Source organism: Streptomyces sp. NPDC021224 (genome assembly GCF_044332905.1).
Lineage (GTDB): Bacteria > Actinomycetota > Actinomycetes > Streptomycetales > Streptomycetaceae > Actinacidiphila.
Genome location: NZ_JBIRPW010000005.1, coordinates 476380 through 501445, shown reverse-complemented (window position 1 = coordinate 501445; position 25066 = coordinate 476380). Strand labels below are relative to the sequence as shown.

24 protein-coding genes and 1 pseudogene are annotated in these 25066 nt (G+C 72.5%); 11 read left to right on the top strand and 14 right to left on the bottom strand.

Annotated features, from left to right (window positions below; genetic code table 11):
- The first annotated feature begins 86 nt into the window (after window positions 1–86).
- The 4 genes from ACH4PY_RS16325 to ACH4PY_RS16310 are packed head-to-tail and all read left to right on the top strand — an operon-like array spanning window position 87 to window position 3142.
- Window positions 87–1082, top strand: coding sequence for a metal ABC transporter substrate-binding protein (locus ACH4PY_RS16325; protein WP_398181958.1), 996 nt, complete (start codon window positions 87–89; stop codon window positions 1080–1082).
- The gene (locus ACH4PY_RS16320; protein WP_398181955.1) at window positions 1079–1846 is read left to right on the top strand and encodes a metal ABC transporter ATP-binding protein; all 768 of its coding nucleotides are present in this window, start codon (window positions 1079–1081) and stop codon (window positions 1844–1846) included. The genes ACH4PY_RS16325 and ACH4PY_RS16320 overlap by 4 nt, the downstream gene beginning before the upstream one ends.
- The gene (locus tag ACH4PY_RS16315; protein WP_398181952.1) at window positions 1834–2700 is read left to right on the top strand and encodes a metal ABC transporter permease; all 867 of its coding nucleotides are present in this window, start codon (window positions 1834–1836) and stop codon (window positions 2698–2700) included. The genes ACH4PY_RS16320 and ACH4PY_RS16315 overlap by 13 nt, the downstream gene beginning before the upstream one ends.
- Before the next feature lie 10 nt (window positions 2701–2710).
- Window positions 2711–3142 (top strand): Fur family transcriptional regulator, encoded by a 432-nt coding sequence (locus tag ACH4PY_RS16310; RefSeq protein ID WP_398181949.1) that lies wholly within the window; start codon window positions 2711–2713, stop codon window positions 3140–3142.
- Window positions 3143–3157: 15 nt separating this feature from the next.
- Here ACH4PY_RS16310 and ACH4PY_RS16305 read toward each other — a convergent pair whose 3' ends face one another.
- The 7 genes from ACH4PY_RS16305 to leuA all read right to left on the bottom strand — a co-directional run bounded on the left by ACH4PY_RS16305 (window position 3158) and on the right by leuA (window position 12035).
- Window positions 3158–3970, bottom strand: a complete 813-nt coding sequence (locus ACH4PY_RS16305) for an isoprenyl transferase (protein ID WP_398181947.1) — start codon at window positions 3968–3970, stop codon at window positions 3158–3160.
- A 13-nt stretch (window positions 3971–3983) separates the two neighbouring features.
- Window positions 3984–4778 (bottom strand): DNA repair protein RecO, encoded by a 795-nt coding sequence (gene recO / locus ACH4PY_RS16300; protein ID WP_398181944.1) that lies wholly within the window; start codon window positions 4776–4778, stop codon window positions 3984–3986.
- Between the two features lie 71 nt (window positions 4779–4849).
- Window positions 4850–5548 (bottom strand): response regulator, encoded by a 699-nt coding sequence (locus tag ACH4PY_RS16295; RefSeq protein ID WP_398181941.1) that lies wholly within the window; start codon window positions 5546–5548, stop codon window positions 4850–4852.
- Entirely contained in the window at window positions 5545–6849 is a 1305-nt protein-coding gene (locus tag ACH4PY_RS16290) for a sensor histidine kinase (RefSeq protein WP_398181938.1), read from the bottom strand. Before ACH4PY_RS16290 ends, ACH4PY_RS16295 begins: the two co-directional genes overlap by 4 nt.
- A 102-nt stretch (window positions 6850–6951) precedes the next feature.
- Window positions 6952–9120, bottom strand: a complete 2169-nt coding sequence (locus ACH4PY_RS16285) for an MMPL family transporter (protein ID WP_398181933.1) — start codon at window positions 9118–9120, stop codon at window positions 6952–6954.
- 167 nt (window positions 9121–9287) lie between these two features.
- Entirely contained in the window at window positions 9288–9992 is a 705-nt protein-coding gene (locus ACH4PY_RS16280) for a TerB family tellurite resistance protein (protein ID WP_398182157.1), read from the bottom strand.
- A gap of 279 nt (window positions 9993–10271) precedes the next feature.
- Complete coding sequence (leuA, locus tag ACH4PY_RS16275; protein ID WP_398181930.1) at window positions 10272–12035, bottom strand: 2-isopropylmalate synthase; 1764 nt, start codon at window positions 12033–12035, stop codon at window positions 10272–10274.
- A 303-nt stretch (window positions 12036–12338) separates the two neighbouring features.
- Between leuA and ACH4PY_RS16270 the strand changes: the two genes are divergently transcribed.
- From ACH4PY_RS16270 to ACH4PY_RS16260, 3 genes are all read left to right on the top strand, one after another.
- Window positions 12339–13460 (top strand): M4 family metallopeptidase, encoded by a 1122-nt coding sequence (locus tag ACH4PY_RS16270; RefSeq protein ID WP_398181927.1) that lies wholly within the window; start codon window positions 12339–12341, stop codon window positions 13458–13460.
- 8 nt (window positions 13461–13468) lie between these two features.
- Window positions 13469–13732 (top strand): protealysin inhibitor emfourin, encoded by a 264-nt coding sequence (locus tag ACH4PY_RS16265; protein WP_398181924.1) that lies wholly within the window; start codon window positions 13469–13471, stop codon window positions 13730–13732.
- Between the two features lie 138 nt (window positions 13733–13870).
- Entirely contained in the window at window positions 13871–14803 is a 933-nt protein-coding gene (locus tag ACH4PY_RS16260) for a hypothetical protein (RefSeq protein WP_398181921.1), read from the top strand.
- 91 nt (window positions 14804–14894) lie between these two features.
- On the opposite strand, the gene ACH4PY_RS16255 is transcribed toward ACH4PY_RS16260, so the two are convergent.
- The 4 genes and pseudogenes from ACH4PY_RS16255 to ACH4PY_RS16240 form a co-directional block, all read right to left on the bottom strand.
- Window positions 14895–15245, bottom strand: coding sequence for a peptidoglycan-binding protein (locus ACH4PY_RS16255; protein WP_398181918.1), 351 nt, complete (start codon window positions 15243–15245; stop codon window positions 14895–14897).
- Window positions 15246–15379: 134 nt separating this feature from the next.
- Window positions 15380–15730 (bottom strand): peptidoglycan-binding protein, encoded by a 351-nt coding sequence (locus ACH4PY_RS16250; protein ID WP_398181914.1) that lies wholly within the window; start codon window positions 15728–15730, stop codon window positions 15380–15382.
- A 37-nt stretch (window positions 15731–15767) separates the two neighbouring features.
- On the bottom strand, window positions 15768–16115 hold the full coding sequence (locus tag ACH4PY_RS16245) for a peptidoglycan-binding protein (RefSeq protein WP_031520023.1): 348 nt from the start codon (window positions 16113–16115) through the stop codon (window positions 15768–15770).
- 401 nt (window positions 16116–16516) lie between these two features.
- Window positions 16517–16633 (bottom strand): annotated as a pseudogene (locus tag ACH4PY_RS16240) (transposase family protein); the annotation flags it as partial.
- A 166-nt stretch (window positions 16634–16799) separates the two neighbouring features.
- Here ACH4PY_RS16240 and ACH4PY_RS16235 point away from each other — a divergent pair.
- Both ACH4PY_RS16235 and ACH4PY_RS16230 read left to right on the top strand, forming a co-directional pair.
- Window positions 16800–19142, top strand: coding sequence for a tetratricopeptide repeat protein (locus ACH4PY_RS16235; protein ID WP_398181909.1), 2343 nt, complete (start codon window positions 16800–16802; stop codon window positions 19140–19142).
- Between the two features lie 141 nt (window positions 19143–19283).
- Window positions 19284–21410 (top strand): tetratricopeptide repeat protein, encoded by a 2127-nt coding sequence (locus ACH4PY_RS16230; protein WP_398181906.1) that lies wholly within the window; start codon window positions 19284–19286, stop codon window positions 21408–21410.
- On the opposite strand, the gene ACH4PY_RS16225 is transcribed toward ACH4PY_RS16230, so the two are convergent.
- Window positions 21401–22318 (bottom strand): hypothetical protein, encoded by a 918-nt coding sequence (locus tag ACH4PY_RS16225; RefSeq protein WP_398181903.1) that lies wholly within the window; start codon window positions 22316–22318, stop codon window positions 21401–21403. The genes ACH4PY_RS16230 and ACH4PY_RS16225 overlap by 10 nt on opposite strands.
- A gap of 175 nt (window positions 22319–22493) precedes the next feature.
- Window positions 22494–22964 carry an ATP-binding protein gene (locus ACH4PY_RS16220; protein ID WP_398181900.1) on the bottom strand — a complete coding sequence of 157 codons (471 nt, stop codon included), beginning with the start codon at window positions 22962–22964 and terminating at the stop codon, window positions 22494–22496.
- Window positions 22965–23093: 129 nt separating this feature from the next.
- On the opposite strand from ACH4PY_RS16220, the gene ACH4PY_RS16215 reads away from it, so the two are divergent.
- Entirely contained in the window at window positions 23094–23957 is an 864-nt protein-coding gene (locus ACH4PY_RS16215; protein WP_398181897.1) for a helix-turn-helix domain-containing protein, read from the top strand.
- On the top strand, window positions 23954–24163 hold the full coding sequence (locus ACH4PY_RS16210) for a DUF397 domain-containing protein (protein WP_398181893.1): 210 nt from the start codon (window positions 23954–23956) through the stop codon (window positions 24161–24163). Before ACH4PY_RS16215 ends, ACH4PY_RS16210 begins: the two co-directional genes overlap by 4 nt.
- 70 nt (window positions 24164–24233) lie before the next feature.
- Here ACH4PY_RS16210 and ACH4PY_RS16205 read toward each other — a convergent pair whose 3' ends face one another.
- Window positions 24234–25052, bottom strand: coding sequence for an SAM-dependent methyltransferase (locus ACH4PY_RS16205; RefSeq protein ID WP_398181890.1), 819 nt, complete (start codon window positions 25050–25052; stop codon window positions 24234–24236).
- Window positions 25053–25066: the final 14 nt, after the last annotated feature.

Genomic DNA, 25066 nt, shown 5'->3' with positions numbered 1-25066 from the left:
TCGGTCGGCCTGCAAGGACAGGCCCAGGGCGGTACCGTCCGCGACGCAATTGACAATCGTTTCCACCTGAGATGAAAATGACTGTCATGAACACCAGTCGCCGGGTGATCCCCGCTGCCGCGCTCGCCGCCGTCGCCGTCCTCACCGTGCCCGCCCTGACCGCCTGCTCCGGCTCCTCCGACACGTCCGGCTCCGGCGGCGACGACCCGAAGAGCGGCGGAAAGCTCCAGGTCACCGCGTCGTTCTACCCGCTGGAATTCCTCGCCGAGCGCATCGGCGGCTCCTACGTCCACGTCACGGACCTCACCAAGCCCGGCGTCGAACCGCACGATCTGGAGCTGGCGCCGAAGCAGATAGCGGCGCTGACGAAGGCCGATGTGATCATCTCGCTGCACGGTCTCCAGCCCGCCGTGGACGACGCGGTCGCGCAGTCCGGGGTCAAGCACACCGTCGACGCCGCGAAGCTCACCACGCTGGAGGACCACGGCACCGAGGTCGACGGCCGCCACCGCACCACCGGCGACAACGGCACCGGCGGCGAGAGCGACGAGGACGCGGGCTCCGACCCCCACATATGGCTGGACCCGGTGCGCTACGCCGAGGTCGCCAAGGGCGTCGGCAAGGCCCTGGAGGCGGCCGACCCCGCGCACGCGGCCGCGTACGGGAAGAACACCGACACGCTCGTCACGCAGCTCGGCGCGCTGGACACCGCCTTCCGGGACGGGCTGAAGAACCGTTCCACCGATACGTTCGTCACCACCCACGCCGCCTTCGGCTACCTCGCCGAGCGCTACGGCCTGGTCGAGGAGGCCATCAACGGCATCGACCCCGAGTCCGAGCCGAGCGCAGCCCGGCTGAAGGCCCTGCACGACCTGGCCGGGCGCGACCACGTCACCACCGTCTTCTTCGAGACGCTGGTCAGCGACAAGACCGCGAAGACCGTCGCGGGCGACCTGCACCTGCGCACCGACGTGCTCGACCCGATCGAGGGCATCACGGACGCGTCCCGCGGCACGGACTACTTCGCCGTCCAGCACAGCAACCTCGCCGCCCTCCAGCAGGCGCTGGGCGTCCACAAGTGAGCGGCCCGGTCCCGGTCCTGAGCCTGCGCGGCGCCCACGCCGAACTGGGCGGCCGCGAGGTGCTGCACGGCATCGACCTCGCGGTGGGGCCCGGCGAGGTCGTGGCGCTGCTGGGCGCGAACGGCTCGGGCAAGTCCACGGCCGTACGCGCCGCGGTCGGCCGGGTGCGGCTGACCGCGGGCGCGTGGGAGCTGTTCGGCACGCCGGGCGCCCGCTTCCGGCAGTGGTCCCGGCTCGGCTACGTACCGCAGCGCACGACCGCCGCCTCCGGGGTGCCCGCGACCGTACGGGAGGTCGTCGCCTCCGGGCGGCTGGCCCGTACCGGGCTGCGCCCGCCGCGCCGGGCCGACCGCGCGGCCGTCACCCGCGCGCTGGAGCTGGTCGGGCTCGCCGACCGGGCCCGGGAGAGCGTCGAGGCGCTGTCCGGCGGCCAGCACCAGCGGGTGCTGATCGCCCGCGCGCTGGCCGGGGAGCCCGGCCTGCTCGTCATGGACGAGCCGATGGCGGGCGTGGACCTGGCCGCGCAGGACGTGCTCGCCGACACCGTCCGCACCCAGGCCGCGGCCGGTACGTCCGTGCTGCTCGTGCTGCACGAACTGGGGCCGCTCGAACCGCTCATCGACCGCGCGGTGCTGCTGCGCGACGGCCGCGTGGCGCACACCGGCCCGCCGCGCGAGCTGACGCTGCCCGCCCAGACCGTGCACCCGCACGCCGACCCGGCGACCGCTCCGGTGAAGGGACCGCTGGACCCATGGACCTCCTGAACTACGCCTTCATGCAGCGCGCGCTGCTGGCCGCGCTGCTGGTCGGGATGACCGCGCCCGCCGTCGGCGTCTTCCTGGTGCAGCGCCGGCAGGCGATCATGGGCGACGGCATCGGCCATGTCGCGCTCACCGGTGTCGCGCTGGGCTTCCTGCTCCAGGTCAGCCCGGTGTGGACGGCCGTCGCCGTCTCGGTGGCCGGCTCCGTCGCGATGGAGCTGATCCGCTCGTACGGCAAGGCGCGCGGCGACCTGGCGCTCGCGATGCTCTTCTACGGCGGCATGGCCGGCGGCGTGATGATCATCTACCTGGCGCCCAACGGCTCCAACGCCAACCTCGCCACCTACCTCTTCGGCTCCATCAGCACGGTCTCCCCGCAGGACATCCCGCCGATGATCGCGCTCGCCGCGTTCGTGCTGCTCGTGGTGGTGGCGCTGCGGCGGCAGCTGTTCGCCGTGTGCCAGGACGAGGAGTTCGCCTACGTCGGCGGGCTGCCGGTGCGCGCGCTCAACCTGCTGCTCGCGGTGACCGCCGCCGTCACCGTCACCGTCGCCATGCGGGCGGTGGGGCTGCTGCTGGTCAGCGCGCTCATGGTCATCCCCGTCGCCGCGGCCCAGCAGGTCACCCGGGGCTTCGCGTGGACCCTCGCGGTGTCCGTGGTGATCGGCGTCACGGTCGCGCTGTCCGGCACGGTCTTCTCCTACTACGCGGACGTGCCGCCCGGCTCCAGCATCGTGCTCGCCGCCCTGGCCCTCTTCCTGCTCTTCGCCGCCGCGGGCTCTCCCGCGCTCCGGCGGCTCGGCCGGATGCGCCGGGGCTGGCACAATGGGGGCGTCGGGACGCGTACGCCGTCATGAGGAGGCACCGGTGACCACCACGAAGCAGTCCGCCCCCGCCGGCGCTCCCCCGGTCGCCGGGCGCGCGACGCGCCAGCGGGCGGCCGTCGCGGCGGCACTCGACGAGGTCGACGAATTCCGCAGCGCGCAGGACCTGCACGACATCCTCAAGCACCGCGGCGCCTCGGTGGGCCTCACCACGGTCTACCGCACCCTGCAGTCCCTCGCCGACGCGGGCGAGATCGACGTCCTCCGTACGGGTGAGGGTGAGTCCGTCTACCGCCGCTGCTCGGGCGGCGGCCACCACCATCACCTCGTCTGCCGCACCTGCGGCAAGGCGGTCGAGGTCGAGGGCCCCGCGGTCGAGAAGTGGGCGGAGGCGGTGGCCTCCGACCACGGCTTCGTGGACGTGGCCCACACGGTCGAGATCTTCGGCACGTGCAAGGACTGCGCCTCGGGGTGAGCGTCTTCCGGCGCGCTACCCGCGGGCCTCGTTGGGGAGGGCCCCGCCGAAGCGCCGGTCGCGGGAAGCGAATTCGTGGCAGGCCCGCCACAGGTCGCGGCGGTCGAAGTCGGGCCACAGGACGTCCTGGAAGACCATCTCCGCGTAGCTGCTCTGCCAGATGAGGTAGTTGGACGTGCGCATCTCGCCGCTCGGGCGGAGGAAGAGGTCGACGTCCGGCATGTCCGGGTAGTACAGGTACTTCGCGAAGGTCTTCTCGTTGACCTTGCCCGGGTCGAGCTTGCCCGCGGCGACATCGCGGGCGATGGCCTGCGCCGCGTCGGCGATCTCCGCGCGGCCGCCGTAGTTGAGGCAGAAATACAGCGTCATCGCGTCGTTGCCGACGGTCTGCTCCTGGGCGACCTGGAGCTCCTGGACGACGGACTTCCACATGCGCGGCATGCGGCCGGCCCAGCGGATGCGGATGCCCATCTCGTCCATCTCGTCGCGGCGGCGGCGGATGACGTCGCGGTTGAAGTTCATCAGGAAGCGGACCTCGTCGGGCGAGCGCTTCCAGTTCTCGGTGGAGAAGGCGTAGAGCGAGAGGTTCTTGACGCCCATCTCCAGGCAGCCCTTGAGCACCTCCAGGACGACGCCCTCGCCGACCTTGTGGCCCTCGGTGCGGGGCAGGCCGCGCTCCTTGGCCCAGCGGCCGTTGCCGTCCATGACGATCGCGACGTGCTTGGGCACCAGCTCCGCGGGGAGCTTCGGCGGCCTGGCGCCGGAGGGGTGCGGGTCGGGAGTGCGGTAGGAGGACCGGTTCCGGGCCAGAATCCCGCGACGTGCCATGCTCGTGCTTCTCCTACATCTCGGCCGGCGCGGCGGCCTTGCCGGTGTTCTCGGACTTGTCGTTCTTCTCGACGAACCGCAGGGAGCGCAGGCCGCGCTCCAGGTGCCACTGGAGATACGCCGCGACCAGCCCGCTGCCCTCACGGCAGTGCCGCGGCTCGCAGGCGTCGGCGGTCTCCCAGTCGCCGCCGAGCAGCGCGCCGAGGAGTTCCAGCGACTCCCGCGAGGGTACGACGCTTCCCGGAACGCGGCACTCCCCGCAGACCACACCGCCCGCGCCGACGGCGAAGAAACGGTTTGGCCCGGCCATGCCGCACTTGGCGCAGTCGTCGAAGCTGGGGGCGTAGCCGTTGACGGCGAGGGAGCGCAGCAGGAAGGCGTCAAGGACGAGGCGGGCGTCGTGGTCCCCGGCGGCGAGCGTGCGCAGGGCTCCGACCAGCAGCAGATACTGCTGCACCGCGGGCTCGCCCTCGTGGTCGGTGAAGCGCTCGGCGGTCTCCAGCATGGCGCTGCCGGCGGTGTAGCGCTCGTAGTCGGCGACGATGGGGCCACCGTACGGGGCGATGGTCTCGCTCTGTGTGCACAGCGGCAGCCCGCGGCCGACGAGGTCACCGCCGCGCGCGAAGAACTGCACGTCGACATGGCTGAAGGGCTCCAGCCGGGCGCCGAACTTGGACTTCGTGCGGCGCACCCCGCGGGCGACCGCGCGCACCCGGCCGTGCCGGCGGGTCAGCAGCGTGATGATCCGGTCCGCCTCACCCAGTTTCTGGGTGCGCAGCACGATGCCGTCGTCGCGGAACAGACTCATGCGGCCCATTCTCGCCTACGCCGCGACCGCCGCGGGCCGTCTCCCGGGGTTGGTCCGCGCCACCGCCCGGCTCAGCGTTCGGCGCCCGGGGCGACCAGGCCGGACTCGTACGCGGCGATGACCAGTTGGGCCCGGTCGCGGGCGCCCAGCTTGCCCATGATGCGGCTCACATGCGTCTTGGCGGTGAGCGGGCTGAGGCCCAGCGCCTCACCGGCCTCGGTGTTGTTCAGGCCACGGGCGACGAGGGTGAGCACCTCGCGCTCCCGGTCGGACAGCCCGGCGAGCCGTCCGGCGGCGGGGGCGGGCACCGGGACGGGCGGGCGGTCGGGCAGCCGCAGCACCCGGGCGATGAGCCGGGCGGTGGGACCGGGCGACAGCAGCGCGTCACCGGCGGCGACGGTACGGATCGCGTCCAGCAGCTCGGCCGGCCGGGTGTCCTTGACCATGAAGCCGGACGCGCCCGCGCGCAGCGCCGCCACCACGTGATCGTCGTCGTCGTAGGTGGTCAGCACCAGGATCCGCACCCCGGCGAGGTCGTCGTCGGCGGCGATCCGGCGGGTGGCCTCGATACCGTCCATGACCGGCATGCGGATGTCCATGACGATGACGTCGGCGCGCGAGGTGCGGGCCGCCGCGACCGCCTCGGCGCCGTTGGCCGCCTCGCCGACCACCTCCATGTCGCGGGCCGACTCGACGAGCATCGCGAAGGCCGCCCGCACCAGCGTCTGGTCGTCGGCGAGCAGCACCCGGATCGGTTCGGGGGTGGTCATCTGGGCTCTCCCTGGAGGTGGTCGGTGCCGGGTTCGGCGGCGGGTCCGGGAATCCCGCCGGTCTCCTCGCCCGGCGCGGACGCGGTGCACGGCAGCACCGCGAGGACGGCGTAGCCCGGGGCGCCGTCGGTCCGCGGGCCCGCCGTGAAGGTGCCGCCGACGCTGCGGGCCCGCTCGCGCATGCCCACCAGCCCGAAGCCCTCGGGCCGCCCGGCCTCGGGCGGCTTGACCGGCTCGGGCCCGTCGTCCTCGACGGACACCCGCAGCGCCTCGCCCTCGCGCACCACGCTCACCCGCACCACCGGCGAGAGCGCGCCGGAGTGGCGTACGGCGTTGGTGAGCGACTCCTGCACGATCCGGTACGCCGCCGCGCCCACCCCGGGCGGTACCGGCTGGGGCTTGGTGTCGAGGTCCAGCTCGACCTTGGCGCCCGCGGCCTCGGCCGCCCGGGTCAGGGCCGGTATGCCTTCGAGGTCCGGCAGCGGGCCGTCGCTGTCGGCCCGCAGCACCTTCAGCGTCGTCCGCAGCTCGGCGCGCGCCTCCCGGCAGGTGTCGGCGATGGCGTCGAGCGCGCCCGCCACCGCGGTACGGTCCAGCCGCTCGGGGTCGGCGACCAGGATGTGCGCGGCCACGGACGTCTGCACCCCGATGAGGGTGATGCTGTGCGCGAGCAGGTCGTGCAGGTCCCGCGCGATCCGCAGCCGCTCCTCGGCGACCCGGCGGGCCGCCTCCTCCTCACGGGTGCGCTCGGCCCGGTCGGCGCGCTCCTTGATCGCGGCGATGTACGTCCGGTGCATCCGGACGACCTCGCCGACCACCGCGACCGCCACTATCCAGCCCGCGCCCTGGAGCATCGCGCTGCCCGCGGTGGGCTTGCCGATCGTCGTCATCACGGTGGCCATCAGCCCGAAGACGGTCGGCACCGCGAGGAACGTCCGCAGCGGGGGCCCTGCGACCGCCACGGAGTACAGCGCGACGACGCTGGACAGCAGCGGGGCTTCCTGGATGTTCTCCAGGTAGTGGTAGGGCGCGACCACCACGAGCATGCCGAGCAGGCACCACATCGGGGCGCGGCGCCGCCAGGTGAGCACGGCGGCGCTGGACGCGAGCAGGAGCCAGCCGAGGGCGTCGGGGCGGTGGCTGCGGGGGGCCTCCGGCAGGGCGAGGGCGATGGCGGCCTGGACGGCGAGGACCACGACCACCAGCGCGATGTCCCGGCCCGACACGTCGGGCGGCTTCGCCGCGGCGTGCGGCTCCGCCGCTTTGGGGGACCTCACGCTGAGGTCGAGGCTCTTGAGCACGGCTCCATCTTCCGGGATGAGGTGCCCCCGCGGGGGCGGGCTTGGTCGAGGCCGCGGCTGCGCCCCTGAAAACGGGTGCCCCCCGGGCGCAGCCGCGAGCTTTCACCGTTTGCCCGGCGGTGTCGGGGACGGGTACCAGACGCGGTTGCCCAGCAAGGTGGTGGCCGCGGGGACGAGGTAGGGGCGGACGACGAACGTGTCGAGGAGGACGCCGAGGGCGATGACGAGGCCCATCTCGACCATCATCACCAGCGGCAGGGACGCCAGGACCGTGAACGTCGCCGCGAGGACGATGCCCGCGGAGGCGATGACACCGCCCGTGGTGTCGAGCGCGGCGACCGCCGCTTCCTTCGGGTCGGCCCCGGCGCGTGCTTCCTCGCGCATGCGGTGCATGAGGAAGATGCCGTAGTCGACGCCGAGGGCCACCAGGAAGACGAAGCTCAGCAGCGGCAGGCCGGGGTCGATGCCGTGGAAGCCCAACAGGGGGCCGAAGATGAGGCCGCCGATGCCGAGGGCGGCGGCCCAGACGAGGACCATCGCGGCGGTGAGCAGCAGGGGGGCGACGAGGCTGCGCAGCAGGGCGGTGAGGAGCAGGAAGACCGCGGCGAGGACGAGCGGGATGACGAGGTCGCGGTCGCGTGAGGACGTCGTCGCGGTGTCCATGGTCTGGGCGCTGGCGCCGCCGACGAGGCCGTGGTCCGCTGCGGTGGCGGCGCGCAGCCGTTTGATCGTGGCCTTCTCGGCGGCGGTGTCGGGTGCGGCCGTGGCGAAGACGTTGATCTCCGTCCAGCCGCTGCCGGTGCGCCCGGTGGCCGCGCTCGCGACGCCGTCGGTGGCCGCGGCGGCGGCCTTGGCGGTGGCGGCCTTCGCGGTGGGGACGACGACGGTGATGGCCTGGGCGCTGTGTTCGGGGAAGGCGCGTTGCAGGGTGTGGTCGGCGGAGACGGATTCGGGGGTGCTGGTGAAGGTGTCGTCCTGGTGGAGGGCGCCGGGGAGGTTGCCGATGCCGAGGGCGAGCGCGCCGACGGCGACGGTGGAGGCGGCGAGGACGGCGACCGGGCGGCGGGTGACGAAGAGGCCGATGCGCCGGTAGACGCCGCGGCGGGAGCGGGTGGCGCTGCCGTATGCCGGGATGAGGGGCCAGAAGACGCGGCGGCCGAGCAGGACGAGCACGGCGGGCAGCAGGGTCGTCATGGCGGCGAGGGAGCAGACGATGCCGACGGCTCCGACGGGTCCGAGGCCGCGGCTGCTGTTGAGGTCGGCGGCCAGCAGGCAGAGCAGTCCGGCGACGACGGTGGCGGCGGAGGTGAGGACGGCGGGGCCGACGCCGCGCAGGGCGGCGCGCATCGCCGCGTACGGTTCGGGTTCGCGGCGCAGTTCCTCCCGGTAGCGGGAGATGAGCAGCAGGGCGTAGTCGGTGCCCGCGCCGAAGATGAGCACGGTCATGACGGACGAGCTCATGTCGGAGACGGTCAGTCCGAAGGCTTTGACCAGGCCGTAGACGAGGGCCATCGAGGTGCCGGCGGCGACGCCGACGACGCCGAGCGGCACGAGCCACAGGAAGGGGCTGCGGTAGGTGAGGATGAGCAGCAGGGCGACGATCCCGGCGGTGGTGAAGAGCAGGGTGCCGTCGATGCTGGCGAAGACCTCCTTGGCGTCGCCCTGGGCGGCGCCGGGTCCGCCGACGTCGAGGGTGAGGCCGGCGGGGCGGTCGGCGGCGAGCCGGTCCCGTACCTCCTTGACCACGTCCTCGGGCTTGCCGGCGCTCTCGGCGAGGGAGACGGGCACCATGAGCGTGCGGCCGTCGGCGGAGGTGACGGGTGCCGGAGTGGGGGCGGCGAGCGGGTAGGCGCGGCCCAGTTCGGCGGCCTGGCGTGCGGCGGTCGCCCGGTCGGCGGCGGTGAGGCCTGCGGCCCGGTCGTAGACGAGTACGAGGTCGGTGGCGCTGCCGCCGGCCATCCGCTGCTGGATCTTGGCGACCTGGGTGGACTGGGCGCTCGCGGGCAGGTAGTCGACGGCCTCGTCGTGCTTGACGCCGTTGAGTTTGCCCGCGAAGACACCGGCCACGGCGAGCACGACGATCCACAGTCCGATCACGGCCCACGGCAGCCCCCGCCGCCCCGTGGACCTTCTCGCGCCGCCCGGTCGGGGCGGACCCGCGTCGGCGGCGGACCGCAGCTGGGCGGTCGCCGTCCCGCCGCCGGGCGCGGGGCCCTGCGCGCTCGTGCGGTGTTCGCTGTTCTCTGCGCTGTGACGATCCGTGGCCCTCATCGGGGCCTCCCCTCCGACGTGCACTGGCTGACCACACCAGCGTCCCGTCACGGGGAGCGCGGATCATCGGGCTGAGGAGTGAAGTGGGTGTTACTCCCTGCGACGACCGCGGGGGGCTGTTACTCCCCGCGGAGTAGACGCGGGGAGGTAGCTGACGCCCGTGGGTGTCAGCCCGTGGTCGCAGCCGCGGCCAGCAGGCGGTCGATGTCGTCGCGGTTCAGCGACAGGCAGCGGCCGACGGCCTCCAGGACCTCGCGTTCGGCGGGCAGGTAGGGCCCGTCGGCGAGGGCGATGTGGGCGCCCTGGAGCAGCACCCGCTCGCGGCCGAGGTCGTCGAGGTGGTCGGAGAGCGGTTCGAGCGCCTCGTGCAGCTCGATGGACAGCCAGCTGCCGCAGCCGTCGATGGGCTGGTCGGCGAAGGAGTAGTGGCCGAGTTCCTGCGAGGTGCCGTAGCGGCCCTCGTCGGCGACGATCGCGGCGAGCAGGCCGAGCAGCTGGTCCTCGGTGCAGTCGCTGAATCCGGCCGCGCGCACCGCGCCGACGGCGGCCTCGCGGGCCGGGCGCCCGCTGGTGCCGCCCGCGGTGAGGACGGCGAGCGCGACGGTGTGGACGGCGTCGCGCAGCATCGCGGAGAAGCGGGTGGTGGTGGGGGTGAGCAGCGCGGCGGAGTCGTAGTGGCGGTGGCAGGCGGAGCACTCGATGACGGAGCCCGCGCTGCCGCGGCTGAGCAGCGGCACGCTGAGCACGGTCAGGCGGCGGGTGCCGGTTCTGCGGTGGTAGCTGCGGTCGCCCCCGCAGTCGGGGCAGAAGAACTCACCGTCGTCCTCGGTGTGCCAGGACGTGCGCACACCCCAGATCATCAGCCCCAGCATCTTCACGCTGCACCCTCCGGCCCGTCCTCGTCCCGGTACGCACTCGCATCGCCCGCATCGGCCCGGCGTGCGCTGCATCATGCGCTGCGTGCGCGGTGAAGCCCCGGCGACGGTGCCGTACGCCGTGATGTTAGCCACATCAGTGAGGCGCAGTCAGTACCGCGTACGGGGGCAATTCCCCACCGCCCCCGTACGCGTAGGACGTTTCGTGCCGTTTCACCCGGTTGGTGAACGGGTGTGGAACGGCTGCGGCACGGGTGCCGCACGGGCCTGCCGAGGTCAGCGGCCGGCGCGGTTGACCGCCGAGACGACGGCGCTGAGCGCGGCCCGCGTGGTGTTGGCGTCGATGCCGATGCCCCACAGGACGCGGCCGCCGATGGCGCACTCGATGTAGGAGGCGGCCTGCGCGGAGGCGCCCTCGCTCATGGTGTGCTCGCTGTAGTCCAGCAGCCGGGCGTCCACGCCGATCTTGCCCAGGGCGTCGAAGAAGGCGGAGATCGGGCCGTTGCCGTTGCCGCTCAGCACGGTCGGCTCGCCGTCCACGACGGCTTCCACCGTAAGAGCGTCCGTGCCGTCGCTCGAAGTTGACGCCTGCGCCGAGCGCAGGGTGATGCGGCCCCAGGCGTTGTCCTGCGTGGGCAGGTACTCGTCGCGGAAGACGGACCAGATCTGCTCGGGCGTGACCTCGCCGCCCTCGGCGTCGGTCTTGGCCTGGATGATCTTCGAGAACTCGATCTGCATGCGGCGCGGCAGGTCCAGCTTGTGCCCGTTCTTCAGCACATAGGCCACGCCGCCCTTGCCGGACTGCGAGTTGACGCGGATGACGGCCTCGTAGGAGCGGCCGACGTCCTTGGGGTCGATGGGCAGGTACGGGACCTCCCACGTGATGTCGTCCACGGTCTTCCCGGCGGCGGCGGCGGTGGCCTCCATCGCCTCGAAGCCCTTCTTGATGGCGTCCTGGTGGGAGCCGGAGAAGGAGGTGTAGACCAGGTCTCCCGCGTAGGGGTGGCGCGGGTGGACCTCCATCTGGTTGCAGTACTCGGCGGTGCGGCGGACCTCGTCGATCTGCGAGAAGTCGATCTGCGGGTCGACGCCCTGGCTGAAGAGGTTCATGCCCAGCGTGACCAGGTCGACGTTGCCGGTGCGCTCGCCCTGGCCGAACAGGCAGCCCTCGATGCGGTCGGCGCCCGCCATCAGGGCCAGCTCGGCGGCGGCGACGGCGGTACCGCGGTCGTTGTGCGGGTGCACGGACAGGCATACGTACTCGCGCCGCGACAGGTTGCGGGACATCCACTCGAAGCGGTCGGCGTGCGTGGAGGGCGTGGAGCGCTCGACGGTCGCGGGCAGGTTGAGGATGATCTCGCGGCCGGGCTCGGGCTGCCAGACGTCCATGACGCCCTCGCAGACCTCCAGGGCGAAGTCCAGCTCGGTGTCGGTGAAGATCTCCGGGCTGTACTGGTAGCCGAAGACCGTCTCGTCGGTCAGCAGCTTGTCGGCGTACTCCATGACCAGCCGGGTGCCGTCCACCGCGATCTGCCGGACCTGCTCGCGGCTGCCGCGGAAGACGACACGGCGGAAGACCGGGGCGGTGGCGTTGTACAGGTGCACGGTGGCGCGCGGGGCGCCGCGCAGGGCCTCGACGGTGCGCTCGATCAACTCTTCGCGGGCCTGGGTCAGGACGGAGATCGTCACGTCCTCGGGGATCGCGCCCTGCTCGATGATGGAGCGCACGAAGTCGAAGTCGGTCGCGCCGGAGGCCGGGAAGCCGACCTCGATCTCCTTGTAGCCCATGCGGACCAGCAGGTCGAACATCTCGCGCTTGCGGGTGGGCGACATGGGGTCGATCAGGGCCTGGTTGCCGTCCCGCAGGTCGGTCGACAGCCAGCGCGGGGCCTTGGTGATACGCGCGTCCGGCCAGGTGCGGTCGGGCAGGTCCACCTGCTCGTAGCGGCCGTACTTGTGGATCGGCATCCCGCTGGGCCGCTGGGTGACGGTGGCGGCGGTGATGGGCGTGGGCTTGCCGACACGCTGGGGGGTGCTCATGGGTCCTGATCTCCTCGGGGTCCGCTTCGAGAACGGCCGACGGCTGGGAAACGCCGAACTCCGCGGGGAGGGGGTCGGCCTACGACTACAGGCCCTCGCCGCGGCAGCTAAGGAGAAGCAGCCCGAAACTCATGACGGGAACGACCTTAACCCGACCGCGACGGATTCACGCAGCCGATGTGCGCTTCCTCTCAGCATGCAAGATGACCGGCGGTGTCCACCCGGATACCGCTCTTTCCCTCCTTCTCGTCAATCTGCGGCAGAAGTGGTGACAGAGAGTGGGTATGATGCCACATTGCGTATATGGACACCTCTGCCGCCATCACGCCCGTTTTCTGCACGATCATCCCGCCCCACGTCCTGGACAAACTGGCCCGTCACGACGACCCGGCGCTGTCCGGCCCCGCCCGCCGCACCCTGGAGCACGACGCGCGCGAGCGCACCCGGCGGCACCTGGCCGCGACGCTCGGACCGACACTGCGGCACGCCGGCGGCGCCGCGTCCGACAAGCCGCAGCGGACGATCTACGACGCCGGGCACCAGGACAACCTGCCCGGCAGCAAGGTGCGCGCCGAGGGCGCCGACCCGTCCGCCGACGCGAGCGTCAACCGCGCCTACGACGCGCTCGGCGCGACCTTCGAGACCTATCTGAAGGCGTACGGCCGCCACTCCATCGACGGCGAGGGCCTGCCGCTCAACGCGTCCGTGCACTACCTGAAGGACTACAACAACGCCTTCTGGAACGGCGAGCAGATGGTCTTCGGGGACGGCGACGGCCGGATCTTCCTCGACTTCACCCTGCCGCTGGACGTGATCGGCCACGAGTTGACGCACGGCGTCACGCAGTACACCGCCAACCTGGACTACCAGGGCCAGTCCGGCGCGCTCAACGAGTCGGTGTCCGACGTCTTCGGCAGCCTCATCAAGCAGTTCGCCGCCGGGCAGACCGCCGACCAGGCCGACTGGCTCATCGGCGCGGGCCTGCTCGCCCCCGGTGTCCACGGCGTCGCCCTGCGCTCGATGAAGGAGCCCGGCACCGCGTACGACGACCCGCAGCTCGGCAAGGACCCGCAGCCCGCGGACATGGCGCACTACGTGCGCACCCCGCAGGACAACGGCGGCGTGCACATCAACTCCGGCATCCCCAACCGCGCTTTCTACCTCACCGCGGCCGCGATCGGCGGCCACGCCTGGGAGAAGGCCGGCCAGATCTGGTACGACACGCTGACCGGCGGATCGCTTTCGTCCGGCGCGCAGTTCGCCGACTTCGCCGCAGGCACCGTCGCCGCGGCCACCGCCCGCTACGGTGAGGGGGACGAAAGCCGCGCGGTCCAGGCCGCCTGGCAGGAGGTCGGCGTCAAGCCCGCCGCGCACCACGGCACCGGCGTCCCCCGCCAGCAGCCCGGCCAGCCCCAGGAGGTGTGAGCCCGCCGATGCGTATCGAGGTGACCCGCTCCGGCGGTTTCGCGGGCCTGTCCCGGCACGCCGTCCTGGACACCGCCGCCCGCCCGGACGCGGATCACCTCCACGCGCTGGCCCGCTCCGCCCTGTCCGCACCCCCCACGGTGCCGACACCGACGCGCGACGGCTACACGTACACCCTCACGATCGACGGCAGCACGATCGAGGCCGCCGACCCGACCCTGACCCCGGCGCAGCGCGAACTCGTCGCGGAGGTGCTGGGGGAAGGGGCGTGAGCCGCACGGCGTGATCGCGCCGTCCCCGGCCCCCGCGGGCGGCGCCGTCACGTCGTGAGTACGCGTACTCACGACACCGCGCCCTTCCCCCGTGCACACTCGGCGGAGATCTGCGGAGATCCTCGGGGAGGGGGCGGCATGGGGGGCGGACGGCTCTGGGGTGGGGTGGTGCGGGCGCTGGTGGTCGGGGCGGTGCTCGGGACGGTGTGGGCGCTGGCCGCCGTGCCGGTCTCCGACGGGCTGTGCCACTCCTCCGGGGGCGGCGAGGACTACGGGTGCCTCGGTGTCGGGCTGATCTTCCGCCCCGCGGCCGCGATCGCCGGAGGGCTGCTGGGGTGGGTGCTGCTGGCGCTGCTGCGGGTGCCGCGGGCGACGCGGACCGCCGCGGCGGGCTTCGGGGTGTGCGTGATGCTCATCTGGGTCCAGGACTACATCGGGCCCGTGCTGCGGCTGTTCGGCGGCCTCACCGGTGACGCGGTGATCCTGGCAGCGGGCTACGGCCTCGCGCACGTACTGGTCGCGGCCGGGGTGCCGCCGCGGGTGCGGGCCGGGGTGGGCGTCGTTCTCCTCGCGGTCTGGCCGGTGTCGGCCACGGCCCAGGCCGGAGCCGCCGACCGCGCCGAACGGCGCGTCCTGGACACCGTGTCGGTGCCCCTCCTCGCGCCCGACGTCCCCGGCTACCGGGCGCTCTTCCCGATGCCGACGGGTCCGGAGAACCACGACTTCGAGTATTTCGTCCTGGCCGCGGACACCTCGGCGAGCGCGGACGACCGGGACAGGCACGGCCTCTGGGTGACCGTCCAGCCCCTCCCGGCCTCCTTCGCCCCGCCGCAGAACTGCGACGCGGTGCAGGACACGGGGACGTCGCGCCTCTCCCCCTGCACCCAGGTCGCGGCGGACGTGTGGCGGGTCGAGCGCGACGGGAGACGGTGGTACATCGTCCGGTCGCCGGACCGCCACGACGTCGTGGTCCTGGCGACCGAGGGGACCGCCGTCCCGGAGAAGGACGTCCTGGCCATGGCCAAGGACCTGCACCCCCGCGACGCGGACTTCTTCGGCGACGGCGGCTGATCCGCCCGGCTCCCACACAAGCGGAAGGCCGCCGGTCACGGGCGACCGACGGACCTCTACGGGTGCTTCAGGCGGTGGTGCGGACCGGCCGTCAGCAGACGAAGCCGTTCACGTCGGTCCAGTAGTCCAGCGCCGCCCAGGTGTTGGGCCCCACGACGCCGTCGGCCGTGAGGTGGGCGCAGCTCTGGAACTTCTTCACGTCGGCCTGGGTCGCGGCGCCGAAGATGCCGTCGCGGGTGAGGTTGCTGGACAGCAGCGAGTAGTACAGCTCGCACTGCACCTGCTGGACGGCCGCCCCCGCGTTGCCGTAGCCGACCAGGGGCTCGCTGCCGGTGTAGCTGCACTGGTACGACGACGCGGCCGACGCGCCGGGCGCGGCGACGACGCCGATCGACAGGGCGAGACCCGCGGTGGCGAACGCCGCCGCGATCTGCTTCTTCATGCGTGGACTCCTCCGTTGACGGCCCTCGGCGGGCCGTGGCATGCGCATCTCTCGCGGCGCAGCCGCTGAGGGCGGGGGCCGTCGGCCACGGGCGGCCGGCGGATTCCGGGGTGTGACGTCGGTTCAGGCCGAACTCAGCAGATGTAGTTCTCCTGCCAGTACCAGTAGTCCAGGGCCCGCCAGGTGTTGGGCCCCACGACGCCGTCGACCGCCAGTCCCGCGCAGCTCTGGAACTTCATCACGTCGGCCTTCGTCGCGTTGCCGAAGAGGCCGTCGCGGGTGAGGTTGCTGGTGCTCACCGTGTAGTCCAGCTCGCACTGGACCTGCTGGACGGCTGCCCCCGAGCTGCCGTAGCCGACCAGGGGCTCACTGTCGGTGTAGGGGCAGAAATAGGTCGACTGGGCCGAGGCGCTCGGCGCGGCGACGAGACCGAGCGACAGCGCGAGCCCGGCGGTGGCGACAGCCGCGGCGATCTGCTTCTTCATGGCTGAACTCCTTGGTTGGTTGCCTGCGGGGGCGGCGTCAGCAGGCGAAGCCGGCCGTGGTCCAGTAGTTCAGCGCGTTCCAGGTGTTGGGGCCCACGATGCCGTCGGCGGTCAGGCCCACACACCCCTGGAACTTCTTCACATCGGCCTTCGTCGCGTCGCCGAAGATGCCGTCACGCGTGAGGTAGCTGGAGGCCACCGAGTAGAACAGCTCGCACTGGACCTGCTGGACGGCTGCCCCCGTGCTGCCGTAGCCGACCTGGGGCTGGCTGTTGGTGTAGCTGCAGTAGCTGGACGACTGGGCCGAGGCGCTCGGCGCGACGGCGACGCCGAACGACAGGGCGAGCCCGGCGGTGGCGACAGCCGCGGCGATCTGCTTCTTCATGGTGAACTCCTCCGTTGGCGGCCCTCGGTGGGCCGTGGGAAAGTCGATCACCCGCGCGGCACGCGCGAACAGTCATGCTTTGGTCAACTACGGTGCGTGTAGAGGGAAATAATCCGGGTTTGCAGGTGCAAGGGAATTCCCGGCAGCGGATGATCCCCGAGGGCACCGGGAATTTCACCCCTTACCCCCGAGTACGCCGACCCACCCGGCATGACCTCGGATGTTCCGGATCCGTGATCTACGCACGTAGTGCGGGGGAACGCGTGACGCACTGCGGTACCCGCGGGTGACCGAAAACGATCCCGGTGACACGACCCTTTGGCAGGTGCCGAATTCGGCAGGCACCTGCTGAACGACGGCGGCGGCCGGACGTCGTGTCCGGGGGCCGGATTCGTCGGGTCCGCCGCGGGCTCGGACACACCGCGCGGCAGGGCGATCCGGCGCGTCGTCACGTTCGTCCGCCAGTAGGCAGCGACCAGCAGAACGCGGTCCTTCGACGGCAGACCCCAGGGCCGTCCGAGAGCCGACCGGCGGGTTCGCCGCCTCGGCATCGCCCCCGTACGGCCGCGGAGGCCGACGGACACGAGGCCCTGGTCGCCGCCGCACGGGCTGCCACAGGACCCGGTGAACCTGACGGTCGGAGCACTAGAGTCGTCGTGCAGTCGTACGGCCGCGGAGGTGGCGGTGGACGAATCGACCGGGTCGGACGGGGTACCGGCCCCTGCTCCGGCTCCGGCTCCGGTGAGCACGGCGGGCCGTGACGTCTTCATCCACGCGGAGGGTCCCGGGTCCGTCGCCTCGCAGACGATGCGGGACGTCCACGTGCACCTCCCGCCGCGGGACGCGGTGACCTGGCCGCACGTGGTGGGGGTCCTGCCGCCGCGGGCGGGGGCGTTCCAGGACCGGGCCGAGCGGACGCGACTGCGCGAGGCGGTGAGGGGCGGCGGCACGGCGGTGCTGTGCCAGGTCCTCAGCGGCATGGGCGGGGTCGGCAAGACCCAGCTCGCCGCCGACCTGGCCGATGAGCTGCTGCGCGAGCAGGAGGTGGACCTGCTGGTCTGGCTCTCAGCGAGCAGCCGCACCGCGATCATCGCCGGACTCGCCCAGGCCGGGGCCGAGGTGTGCGGGGCCGATCCGGGCGACCCGGAGCAGGCCACGCGCGCCGTCCTGGCGTGGCTGCGGGCGGGGCCACGGCGCTGGCTGGTCGTCCTGGACGACATCGCCGACCCGGCGGACCTCAAGGGCCTGTGGCCCCCGGCCGTCGAACACGGCCGCACGGTCGTGACGACCCGCCGCCGCGACGCCGCCCTCACCGGGAACGGCCGCCGGATCGTGCAGGTCGGCACCTTCATCCCGGAAGAAGCGGCGAAGTACCTCACCTCGGCGCTGAAGGAAGCGGGCCGGACCGAACCCGCCGACGAACTCGCCGCGTTGGCGGACGACCTGGGCTGCCTGCCGCTCGCCCTTTCCCAGGCCGCCGCCTACATCGTGGACGCGGGCATATCGGCAGCCAAGTACCGCGACCTGCTCGCCCGCAGAGTGCGCACGCTGGAGGACGTCAGCCCCGACGTCCTCCCCGACGACCAGCCCCACACCATGGCCGCCGCCTGGGAACTCTCCGTCGAACGCGCGAACGCCCTCCGCCCACGTGGCCTCGCCCGCCCCATGCTGGAACTGGCCTCCCTCCTCGCCCCGGACGGCATCCCGGCGGCCGTGCTCACGAGCGAGCCCGCGCTCGCCCACCTCACCGCCCGGAGCACGCAGCCGGTCACGGCGGACGACGCGGCCGGTGCGCTACGGGCGCTGCACCGCCTCAGCCTCCTGACGGCACCGGAACCGGACGACACCGACGCGGGCGGGCTCGCCCGCGTGCACCAGGTCGTGCAGCGCGCGACGCGCGAGAGGCTCCCCACCGAGCGGTACGGCGAGACGGCCCGCGGGGCCGCCTCCGCGCTGGTCACGGTGTGGCCGGACATCGAGCGCGACACCGACCTGGCCCTGCACCTGCGCGCGTGCGCGACGGTGCTGATCGCCTGCACCGAGGAGGGCGCCGAGCACCCGCCATGTCTCTTTGTGCCCGGCGCGCACCCGCTGCTCCACCGCCTCGGGCAGAGTCTCGGCGAATCCGGCCAGCCGACCGCGGCCCTGGCCTACTTCCGGCGCCTCACCGACGCGACCACCCGCCATCTCGCCCCCGACCATCCCGACACCCTCGTGGCCCGCGCCAACGCCGCCCACTGGCAGGGCCGGTCGGGTGACGCCGCCGGAGCTGCGAGAGCCGTCACAGAACTCCTGGACGACGTGGTGCGCGTGTTCGGCCCCAACCACCGCTACACCCTTGTCCTCTTCACCAACGCGGCCTTCTGGCTGGGTGCGGCGGGCGACGTCACCGGAGCCGCCGCGGCCGCCGCGGACCTGCTGGCCGACATGGTGCGGATCCTGGGCCCGGACCACCCCGACACCCTTGCCACCCGCGGCAACCTCGCCCGCTGGCAGGGCCAGGACGGGGACGCCGCCGGAGCCGCCGCCACCTACGGAGATGTCGTCGAGGACATGACGCGCACGCTGGGACCCGACCATCCCGACACCCTCACCACCCGCCACAACGGGGCCTATTTCCGGGGAGAGGCCGGGGATGCCGCCGGAGCCGCCGCCGCCTGCGCCGAACTGCTGGAGGACCGGCGCCGCGTCCTCGGGCCGGATCACCCCGACACCCTTGCCACCCGCGCCAACCTCGCGTACTGGCTGGCCAATACGGGGGAGTTCGTCGAGGCCGTGTTCACCTACACCGAACTGCTCGACGACCAGCTGGGCATTCTCGGGCCGGACCACCCCGACACCCTTGCCACCCGCGCCAACCTGATCTCCTGGCGGGCGGTGGCGGGAGACCTCACCGGAGCCGTCGCCGCAGGAGCCGCCCTGCTCGCCGACATGGAGCGCGCCTTCGGCCCCCGCCACCCCCGCTCACTCGAAGCCCGCGGCGTTCTGGCCCTGTTGCAGGAGCACGCCGCCAAGCCCCGAGCGTAGGCGCCCACCGGATGCGGTGACGGAACGGTGGCCCGCAGTGACCGGACGGCCCTAGAGTCGTCGTGCAGTCGTACGGGGGTGGGGGTGAGCGCGGTGGCAGGGGAAGGGGCAGCCGGCGCGGCGAGCACGGCGGGCCGGGACGTGACGGTTCACGCGGGCGGCGCCGGGTCGGTCGCGGCGCAGTCCATGCGGGACGTCACCGTGTACCACCTCCCGCCGCGGGACGCGGTGACCTGGCCGCATGTGGTGGGCGTGCTGCCGCCCCGGGCGGGGGCGTTCCAGGACCGGGCCGAGCGGGCGCGGCTGCGCGAGGCCGTACGCGGCGGGGGCACGGCGGTGCTGTGCCAGGTCCTCAGCGGCATGGGCGGGGTCGGCAAGACCCAGCTCGCCGCCGACCTCGCCACCGAGCTGCTCCGTGAGCAGGACGTGGACCTGCTCGTCTGGCTCTCCGCGGGCAGCCGCACCGCGATCGTCGCCGGACTCGCCCAGGCCGGGGCCGAGGTGTGTGGCGCGGACGCGTCGGACCCGGAGCAGGCCTCCCGTACGTTCCTGGCCTGGCTGTGGACGCAGTCGTGCCGGTGGCTGATCGTCTTCGACGACATCGCCGACCCGGCGGACGTCAACGCCCTGTGGCCCCCGGCGGTCGAGCACGGCAGGACGGTGCTGACGACTCGCCGCCGGGATGCCGCGCTTGCCGGGGACGGCCGGCGGTTGGTGCAGGTCGGCACCTTCACCCCGGAAGAGGCGGCGAAGTACCTCGCCTCAGCCCTGGAGGAGGCGGGCCGAACCGAACCCGCCGACGAACTGGCCGCGCTGGCGGACGACCTGGGCTGCCTGCCGCTGGCGCTCTCCCAGGCGGCGGCGTACGTCGTGGACGCGGGCATCTCCGTGGCGAAGTACCGCGACCTGCTGGCGCGCAGGGTCCGCACACTGGCCGATGTCACCCCGGACGTGCTGCCGGACGACCAGCACCACACCATGGCCGCCGCCTGGGAACTCTCCGTCGAACGCGCGAACGCCCTCCGCCCACGTGGCCTCGCCCGCCCCATGCTGGAACTGGTTTCCTTCCTGGCGCCGAGCATCCCGATGGAGGTGCTGACGTGCCAGGACGCACTCGAACATCTAGCACCGGACGACACGCTCACCCCGGACGACGCAGTCGGTGCGTTGCGCGCGTTGCACCGGCTGAGCCTTGTGACGGCGCCGGAGCCGGGCGACGAGGGGGGGTACGTCCGCGTGCACCAGATCGTCCAGCGCGCGACTCGGGACACGCTGTCGTCCGAACCGTACGACGAGACGGCATGCGCGGCGGCCGACGCCCTCGTCGCGGTGTGGCCGGACATCGAACGCGACACCGCCCTGGCCCAGGCCCTGCGCGCGTGCTCGGCCTCGCTGATCCCCATCGCGGAGGAGGGGCCCGCGCGCACCGCGTGTTTGTACGAGCCCGAAGCCCACTCACTGCTCTTCCAGGTCGGAAGGAGCCTCGGGGAATCCGGCCAGGTCGCCACCGCTGCGGCCTATTTCGCGAGCTTTGCCGCGGCAGCCGTCGCCCATCTCGGCCCCGACCACCCCGACACCCTCTCTGCCCGCAACAACCTCGCCCGCTGGCAGGGCCATGCGGGAGACGCCGCCGGAGCCGCCACCGCGTTCGCCGAACTCCTCGCCGACCGCCTCCGCGTCCTCGGACCCGACCACCCCGACACCCTCGCCAGCCGCGACAACCTCGCCAACTGGCGAGGCGAAGCAGGAGACGCCGCCGGAGCCGCCACCGCCTACGCCGGACTCCTCGACGACCACCTCCGTATCCTCGGCCCCGACCACCCCGACACCCTCACCACCCGGAACAACCTCGCCTACTCGCAAGGCCATGCGGGAGACGCGGCGGGAGCCGCAGCCGCGTTCGCCGAACTCCTCGCCGACGATCTCCGCGTCCTCGGCCCCGACGACCCCGCCACCCTCGTCACCCGCGACAACCTCGCCAACTGGCGAGGCGAAGCAGGAGACGCCGCCGGAGCCGCCACTGCCTACGCCGAACTTCTCGACGACCGCCTGCGCGTCCTCGGACCCGACCACCCCCACACCCTCATCACCCGCAACAACCTCGCCCACTGGCAAGGCCATGCGGGAGACGCCCCCGGAGCCGCAGCCGCGTTCGCCGAACTCCTCGACGACCGCCTCCGCGTCCTCGGACCCGACCACCCCCACACCCTCGCCACCCGCAACAACCTCGCCTACTGGCAGGCGCGAGCCGACGAGGCTCAGGCGTAGCGCGCCGCCCCGCCGGGCCCCCGGCAGTCCGCGCAGCGCGCTGTCGGGTCCTCCGTTCGGAAGGCGCGTTCGCAGCCGTCGCACGTACGCAGCGGGGCCGGGCGGGGCGCCCGGAGGGGTTCGGGCGGGAGCGGTGGGGGGAGGTGGGCGGTCAGGCGGTGGGCCAGCAGGCGGGACGGGACGTGGATCGGGGTCGGGGACGGCGGCAGCCCTGCGGTCAGGGCGCGGGTGACCTCGGCCGGGGGTACCGCGCGGGCGAGCCAGGTCTCGACGGAGGGCGCGAGGCGGGCGATGTCCCCGGCGGACAGCAGGAGGCGCGGGTCCGCGAGCCTGAGCCGGGCCAGCAGATCGGCGGCGGGTGAGGTCACGGGGGCGGGCCTCTCCGCAGCCGGACGGGACGGTTTTGTACGGCCCGGCCCCGTACGACCGCGCCCCGCGCCCGTACGGCGGCGGCCCGGACCCGACGCCGGCGGGCCGCCCGGCCTGTCGTACGCGAACGCCCGCGTGGCGAAGCGCCCTCCCCCGAGCGGGACCCGGCGGCGCTCCAAGTACCCCGCCGCCTGCAACTCGTTGAGGGCCTTCCGGACGGTGATCTCGCCCTCCGGGAAGCGCGCCGCGAGCGCCTTCACGCTCACCGGGGCACCGTCCGGCAACGACTGGATGTACACCGCGAGCCCGATCGCGACCGCCGAGAGGCGGGGATGCTGGGCGAGGTGGTTGCCGACAACCGTGAACCGGTCGGCGTGCCGGTGCCGTACGTGGATCACTCCGGCGGGTGGCGCCCCCTCGGGGAGGGGCGCGGCGGGCATGCCCGCGTTAGACTGGGCGTCAGCCATCGGGAAGCTCTTCTCTTCCTTGGTGGTCAGGCCCTCGACCAGGATTGCCGTCCTGCCGGGGGCCCTTCTCATGTGCGGTTGTACCGCCGACCGTACCCCACCCGCCCCGAAGATCTGACCACCCGTCACCCATGTGGGTGAGCGTCACCACGGACCGGTGGGGTGAGGTTCTTACCCCGTTCCTGGAAAACAGGGTCCTTACAACAAGGCGCGCGCCCCGCCGGGACGCGCACCACCGGGACGTGGCCTACCGCGCCCCGGTCACCACCTCCGCGAAGGGTGTCCGCGCGACCTCGGCCCACACCGTCTTGCCCGGCACACGCGGCAGCACCCCCCACGACCGCGACAGCGCCTGCACGAGCACCAGCCCCCGCCCGGACTCCGCTTCCGCCTCAGGCGACGCCAACTCCCCCGGCTCCGGCGGCCGTCGCTCCGTCCGCGTGTCACTCACCGCAACCCGCACCGCCCCCGGCACGAGACCCACCCGCAACTCGAAATCCCGCCCCGGCACCCGCCCGTGCGTGACCGCGTTCGCGGCGAGTTCGGCGACGACCGCCGCGACGTTGTCCGAGGCAGCGCTGTCGTACGGCACGCCCCAGACGTGCAGTTGCCGCACGGCCAGATGCCGCGCGAGCCGCGCGCCGCAGCGCGTGGACGACAGCCGGAGGACGAGTTCCGACTCCGAGAAGGCTTCGTGGGTGGAGATTTCACTATTCATGTGACAGAGCGTGGCCGACCGTATCTACGCTGAGAAGCAGTCAGCGACGGACACCCACTGGCCTGTCCGTTGCCGGAACCGGTACGTCCGGCGAGTCCGGTACGTGCGCAAGCGGCGGAGGTGAGCCCCATGACGACGATGTCGGGGCAGGCGGAGGACGACACGAACGACGAGCGCGACTGGGACGAGGGCGAGGCCTCCTCGGACTTCCTCAAGACGGTCGGCAGGCAGATCAAGCTCTGGCGCGAGCGCGCCGGGCTGACCCAGCCGGAGCTGGGCAGGCTCATCGGCTACAGCGACGAGACGGTGTCGTCGGTCGAACGCGGCCGCCGGTCCCCGAAGCCGGAGTTCCTCGACGCGGCGGATGAGGCGACCGGCGCGGGCGGCATGCTCAAGGACTTCAAGAAGGAGGTGGAGCGGGCACGGTACCCGCAGAAGGTCCGCGATCTCGCGAAGCGAGAGGCCGAAGCCGTGTCGCTGGGCGCGTACGGCACTCACAACCTCCACGGTTTGCTTCAAACCGAGGACTACGCCAGGGCGCTCTACCAGATGCACCGCCCGCTGCTCAGCGAGGAGACGATCGAGCGGTACGTGGCTGCACGGATGGCTCGACAGGAGATCTTCGCCCGCTGGCCCGCGCCGATCTTGAGCTTCGTGCAGGAGGAGGTGACGCTGATGCGTCCTCTTGGCGGTCGCGTGGTGATGCGTGGTCAGCTCGAACGACTGCTGGAAGTCGGCCAGTTGCGGAATGTGGAGATCCAGGTGATGCCGACTGACCGTGAGGACCACGCCGGGATGAGCGGCCAACTCATGCTGCTGGAGACGAAGAACGGCCCGACGATCGGTCATGTCGAAGTACAGGAGTTCAACATGGTGATCACTAAACGCGAGGACGTACGGAAGCTGGAAGCGCAGTATGGGATCATCCGAGCGCAGGCTCTCACCCCGAGGGAGTCCCTGGCGTTCATCGAAAAGGTCTTGGGAGAGACATGATGATCAAGCCCTCTGCCGACAGCGCCGCCTTGCACTGGTTCAAGAGCAGCTACAGCAGCAACGCAGGTCCCGAGTGCGTCGAGGTCGCCACCTCCCCCCGCACCGTCCACGTCCGGGACTCCAAGGACCCCGAGGGCCCCGCCCTCGCCTTCGCCCCCGCCGCATGGTCGGCGTTCCTCGCCTACGCCGCGGAGCAGCAGGTCTGACGACGTCCGGCGTGGCGGCCCAGCCCTTCCGCGAAGGGCCGCCACATCCGGCGCAAGCTCCCGGCAGGGCTCAGCGCTTGACGGCGACGCCCCCGTAGAAGCCGATGTGCGCCAGCTCCTCCGCAGGCATCGGGGGACCGTCCGGGCGCCAGAGGGGGGCCTGGACGAGGCCGGGTTCGAGCAGCTCCAGGCCGTCGAAGAAGCGCAGGATCTCGTCGTGCGAGCGCAGGGAGAGCACTGCGGTGGCGTGCCGGTCCTTGTAGACGTCGCGCGCCTGCGCCCAGTTCGCGTCCGCCTGGTGGAAGTCGGCCGTGGAGTGGGTCATCACGAGGAAGCTGCCCGCCGGGAGGGCGTCCAGGTAGGCGCTGACCAGTTCCGCCGGGTCCTCGTCGTCGCGGACGAAGTGGAGGATGGCCAGGAGCATGAGGCCCACCGGCTGGTCGAAGTCGATCAGCTGGCCGATGGTCGGGTGGGCGAGGATGCTCTCGGGGTCGCGCAGGTCGCCGAGGAAGAAGCCGGTGCTGCCCGCGCCCACCAGGTGGGCGCCCGCGTGGGTGGCCACGATCGGGTCGTTGTCGACGTACGCGACCCGTACGTCCGGGGCCAGCGCCTGGGCCACCTCGTGGGTGTTCGGGGAGGCGGGTATGCCGGTGCCGATGTCGATGATCTGGCGGATCCCGCTCTCGACCATCAGCGTGACCGCGCGGTGCATGAAGGCGCGGTTGGCCTGGGCCATGGGGACGAGTTCCGGGGCGAGGTCGATGACCCGCTGGGCGGCCTCGCGATCCACCTCGTAGTTGTCCTTGCCGCCGAGGTAGTAGTTGTACATGCGGGCCGGGTGCGGCCTGCTCGTGTCGATCTGCTCGGCGGCGAATCCCTGCTCGGCCAAGGCTGCTGTCCTCC

Excerpts from the sequence above, each read along its gene's own strand:
- ACH4PY_RS16325 (WP_398181958.1), top strand. The coding sequence starts at position 87 with ATGAACACCAGTCGCCGGGTGATCCCCGCTGCCGCGCTCGCCGCCGTC.
- ACH4PY_RS16315 (WP_398181952.1), top strand. The coding sequence starts at position 1,834 with ATGGACCTCCTGAACTACGCCTTCATGCAGCGCGCGCTGCTGGCCGCG.
- ACH4PY_RS16305 (WP_398181947.1), bottom strand. The coding sequence starts at position 3,970 with ATGGCACGTCGCGGGATTCTGGCCCGGAACCGGTCCTCCTACCGCACT.
- recO (WP_398181944.1), bottom strand. The coding sequence starts at position 4,778 with ATGAGTCTGTTCCGCGACGACGGCATCGTGCTGCGCACCCAGAAACTG.
- ACH4PY_RS16295 (WP_398181941.1), bottom strand. The coding sequence starts at position 5,548 with ATGACCACCCCCGAACCGATCCGGGTGCTGCTCGCCGACGACCAGACG.
- ACH4PY_RS16285 (WP_398181933.1), bottom strand. The coding sequence starts at position 9,120 with ATGAGGGCCACGGATCGTCACAGCGCAGAGAACAGCGAACACCGCACG.
- ACH4PY_RS16280 (WP_398182157.1), bottom strand. The coding sequence starts at position 9,992 with ATGCTGGGGCTGATGATCTGGGGTGTGCGCACGTCCTGGCACACCGAG.
- leuA (WP_398181930.1), bottom strand. The coding sequence starts at position 12,035 with ATGAGCACCCCCCAGCGTGTCGGCAAGCCCACGCCCATCACCGCCGCC.
- ACH4PY_RS16270 (WP_398181927.1), top strand. The coding sequence starts at position 12,339 with ATGGACACCTCTGCCGCCATCACGCCCGTTTTCTGCACGATCATCCCG.
- ACH4PY_RS16265 (WP_398181924.1), top strand. The coding sequence starts at position 13,469 with ATGCGTATCGAGGTGACCCGCTCCGGCGGTTTCGCGGGCCTGTCCCGG.
- ACH4PY_RS16260 (WP_398181921.1), top strand. The coding sequence starts at position 13,871 with ATGGGGGGCGGACGGCTCTGGGGTGGGGTGGTGCGGGCGCTGGTGGTC.
- ACH4PY_RS16255 (WP_398181918.1), bottom strand. The coding sequence starts at position 15,245 with ATGAAGAAGCAGATCGCGGCGGCGTTCGCCACCGCGGGTCTCGCCCTG.
- ACH4PY_RS16250 (WP_398181914.1), bottom strand. The coding sequence starts at position 15,730 with ATGAAGAAGCAGATCGCCGCGGCTGTCGCCACCGCCGGGCTCGCGCTG.
- ACH4PY_RS16245 (WP_031520023.1), bottom strand. The coding sequence starts at position 16,115 with ATGAAGAAGCAGATCGCCGCGGCTGTCGCCACCGCCGGGCTCGCCCTG.
- ACH4PY_RS16225 (WP_398181903.1), bottom strand. The coding sequence starts at position 22,318 with ATGAGAAGGGCCCCCGGCAGGACGGCAATCCTGGTCGAGGGCCTGACC.
- ACH4PY_RS16220 (WP_398181900.1), bottom strand. The coding sequence starts at position 22,964 with ATGAATAGTGAAATCTCCACCCACGAAGCCTTCTCGGAGTCGGAACTC.
- ACH4PY_RS16215 (WP_398181897.1), top strand. The coding sequence starts at position 23,094 with ATGACGACGATGTCGGGGCAGGCGGAGGACGACACGAACGACGAGCGC.
- ACH4PY_RS16210 (WP_398181893.1), top strand. The coding sequence starts at position 23,954 with ATGATGATCAAGCCCTCTGCCGACAGCGCCGCCTTGCACTGGTTCAAG.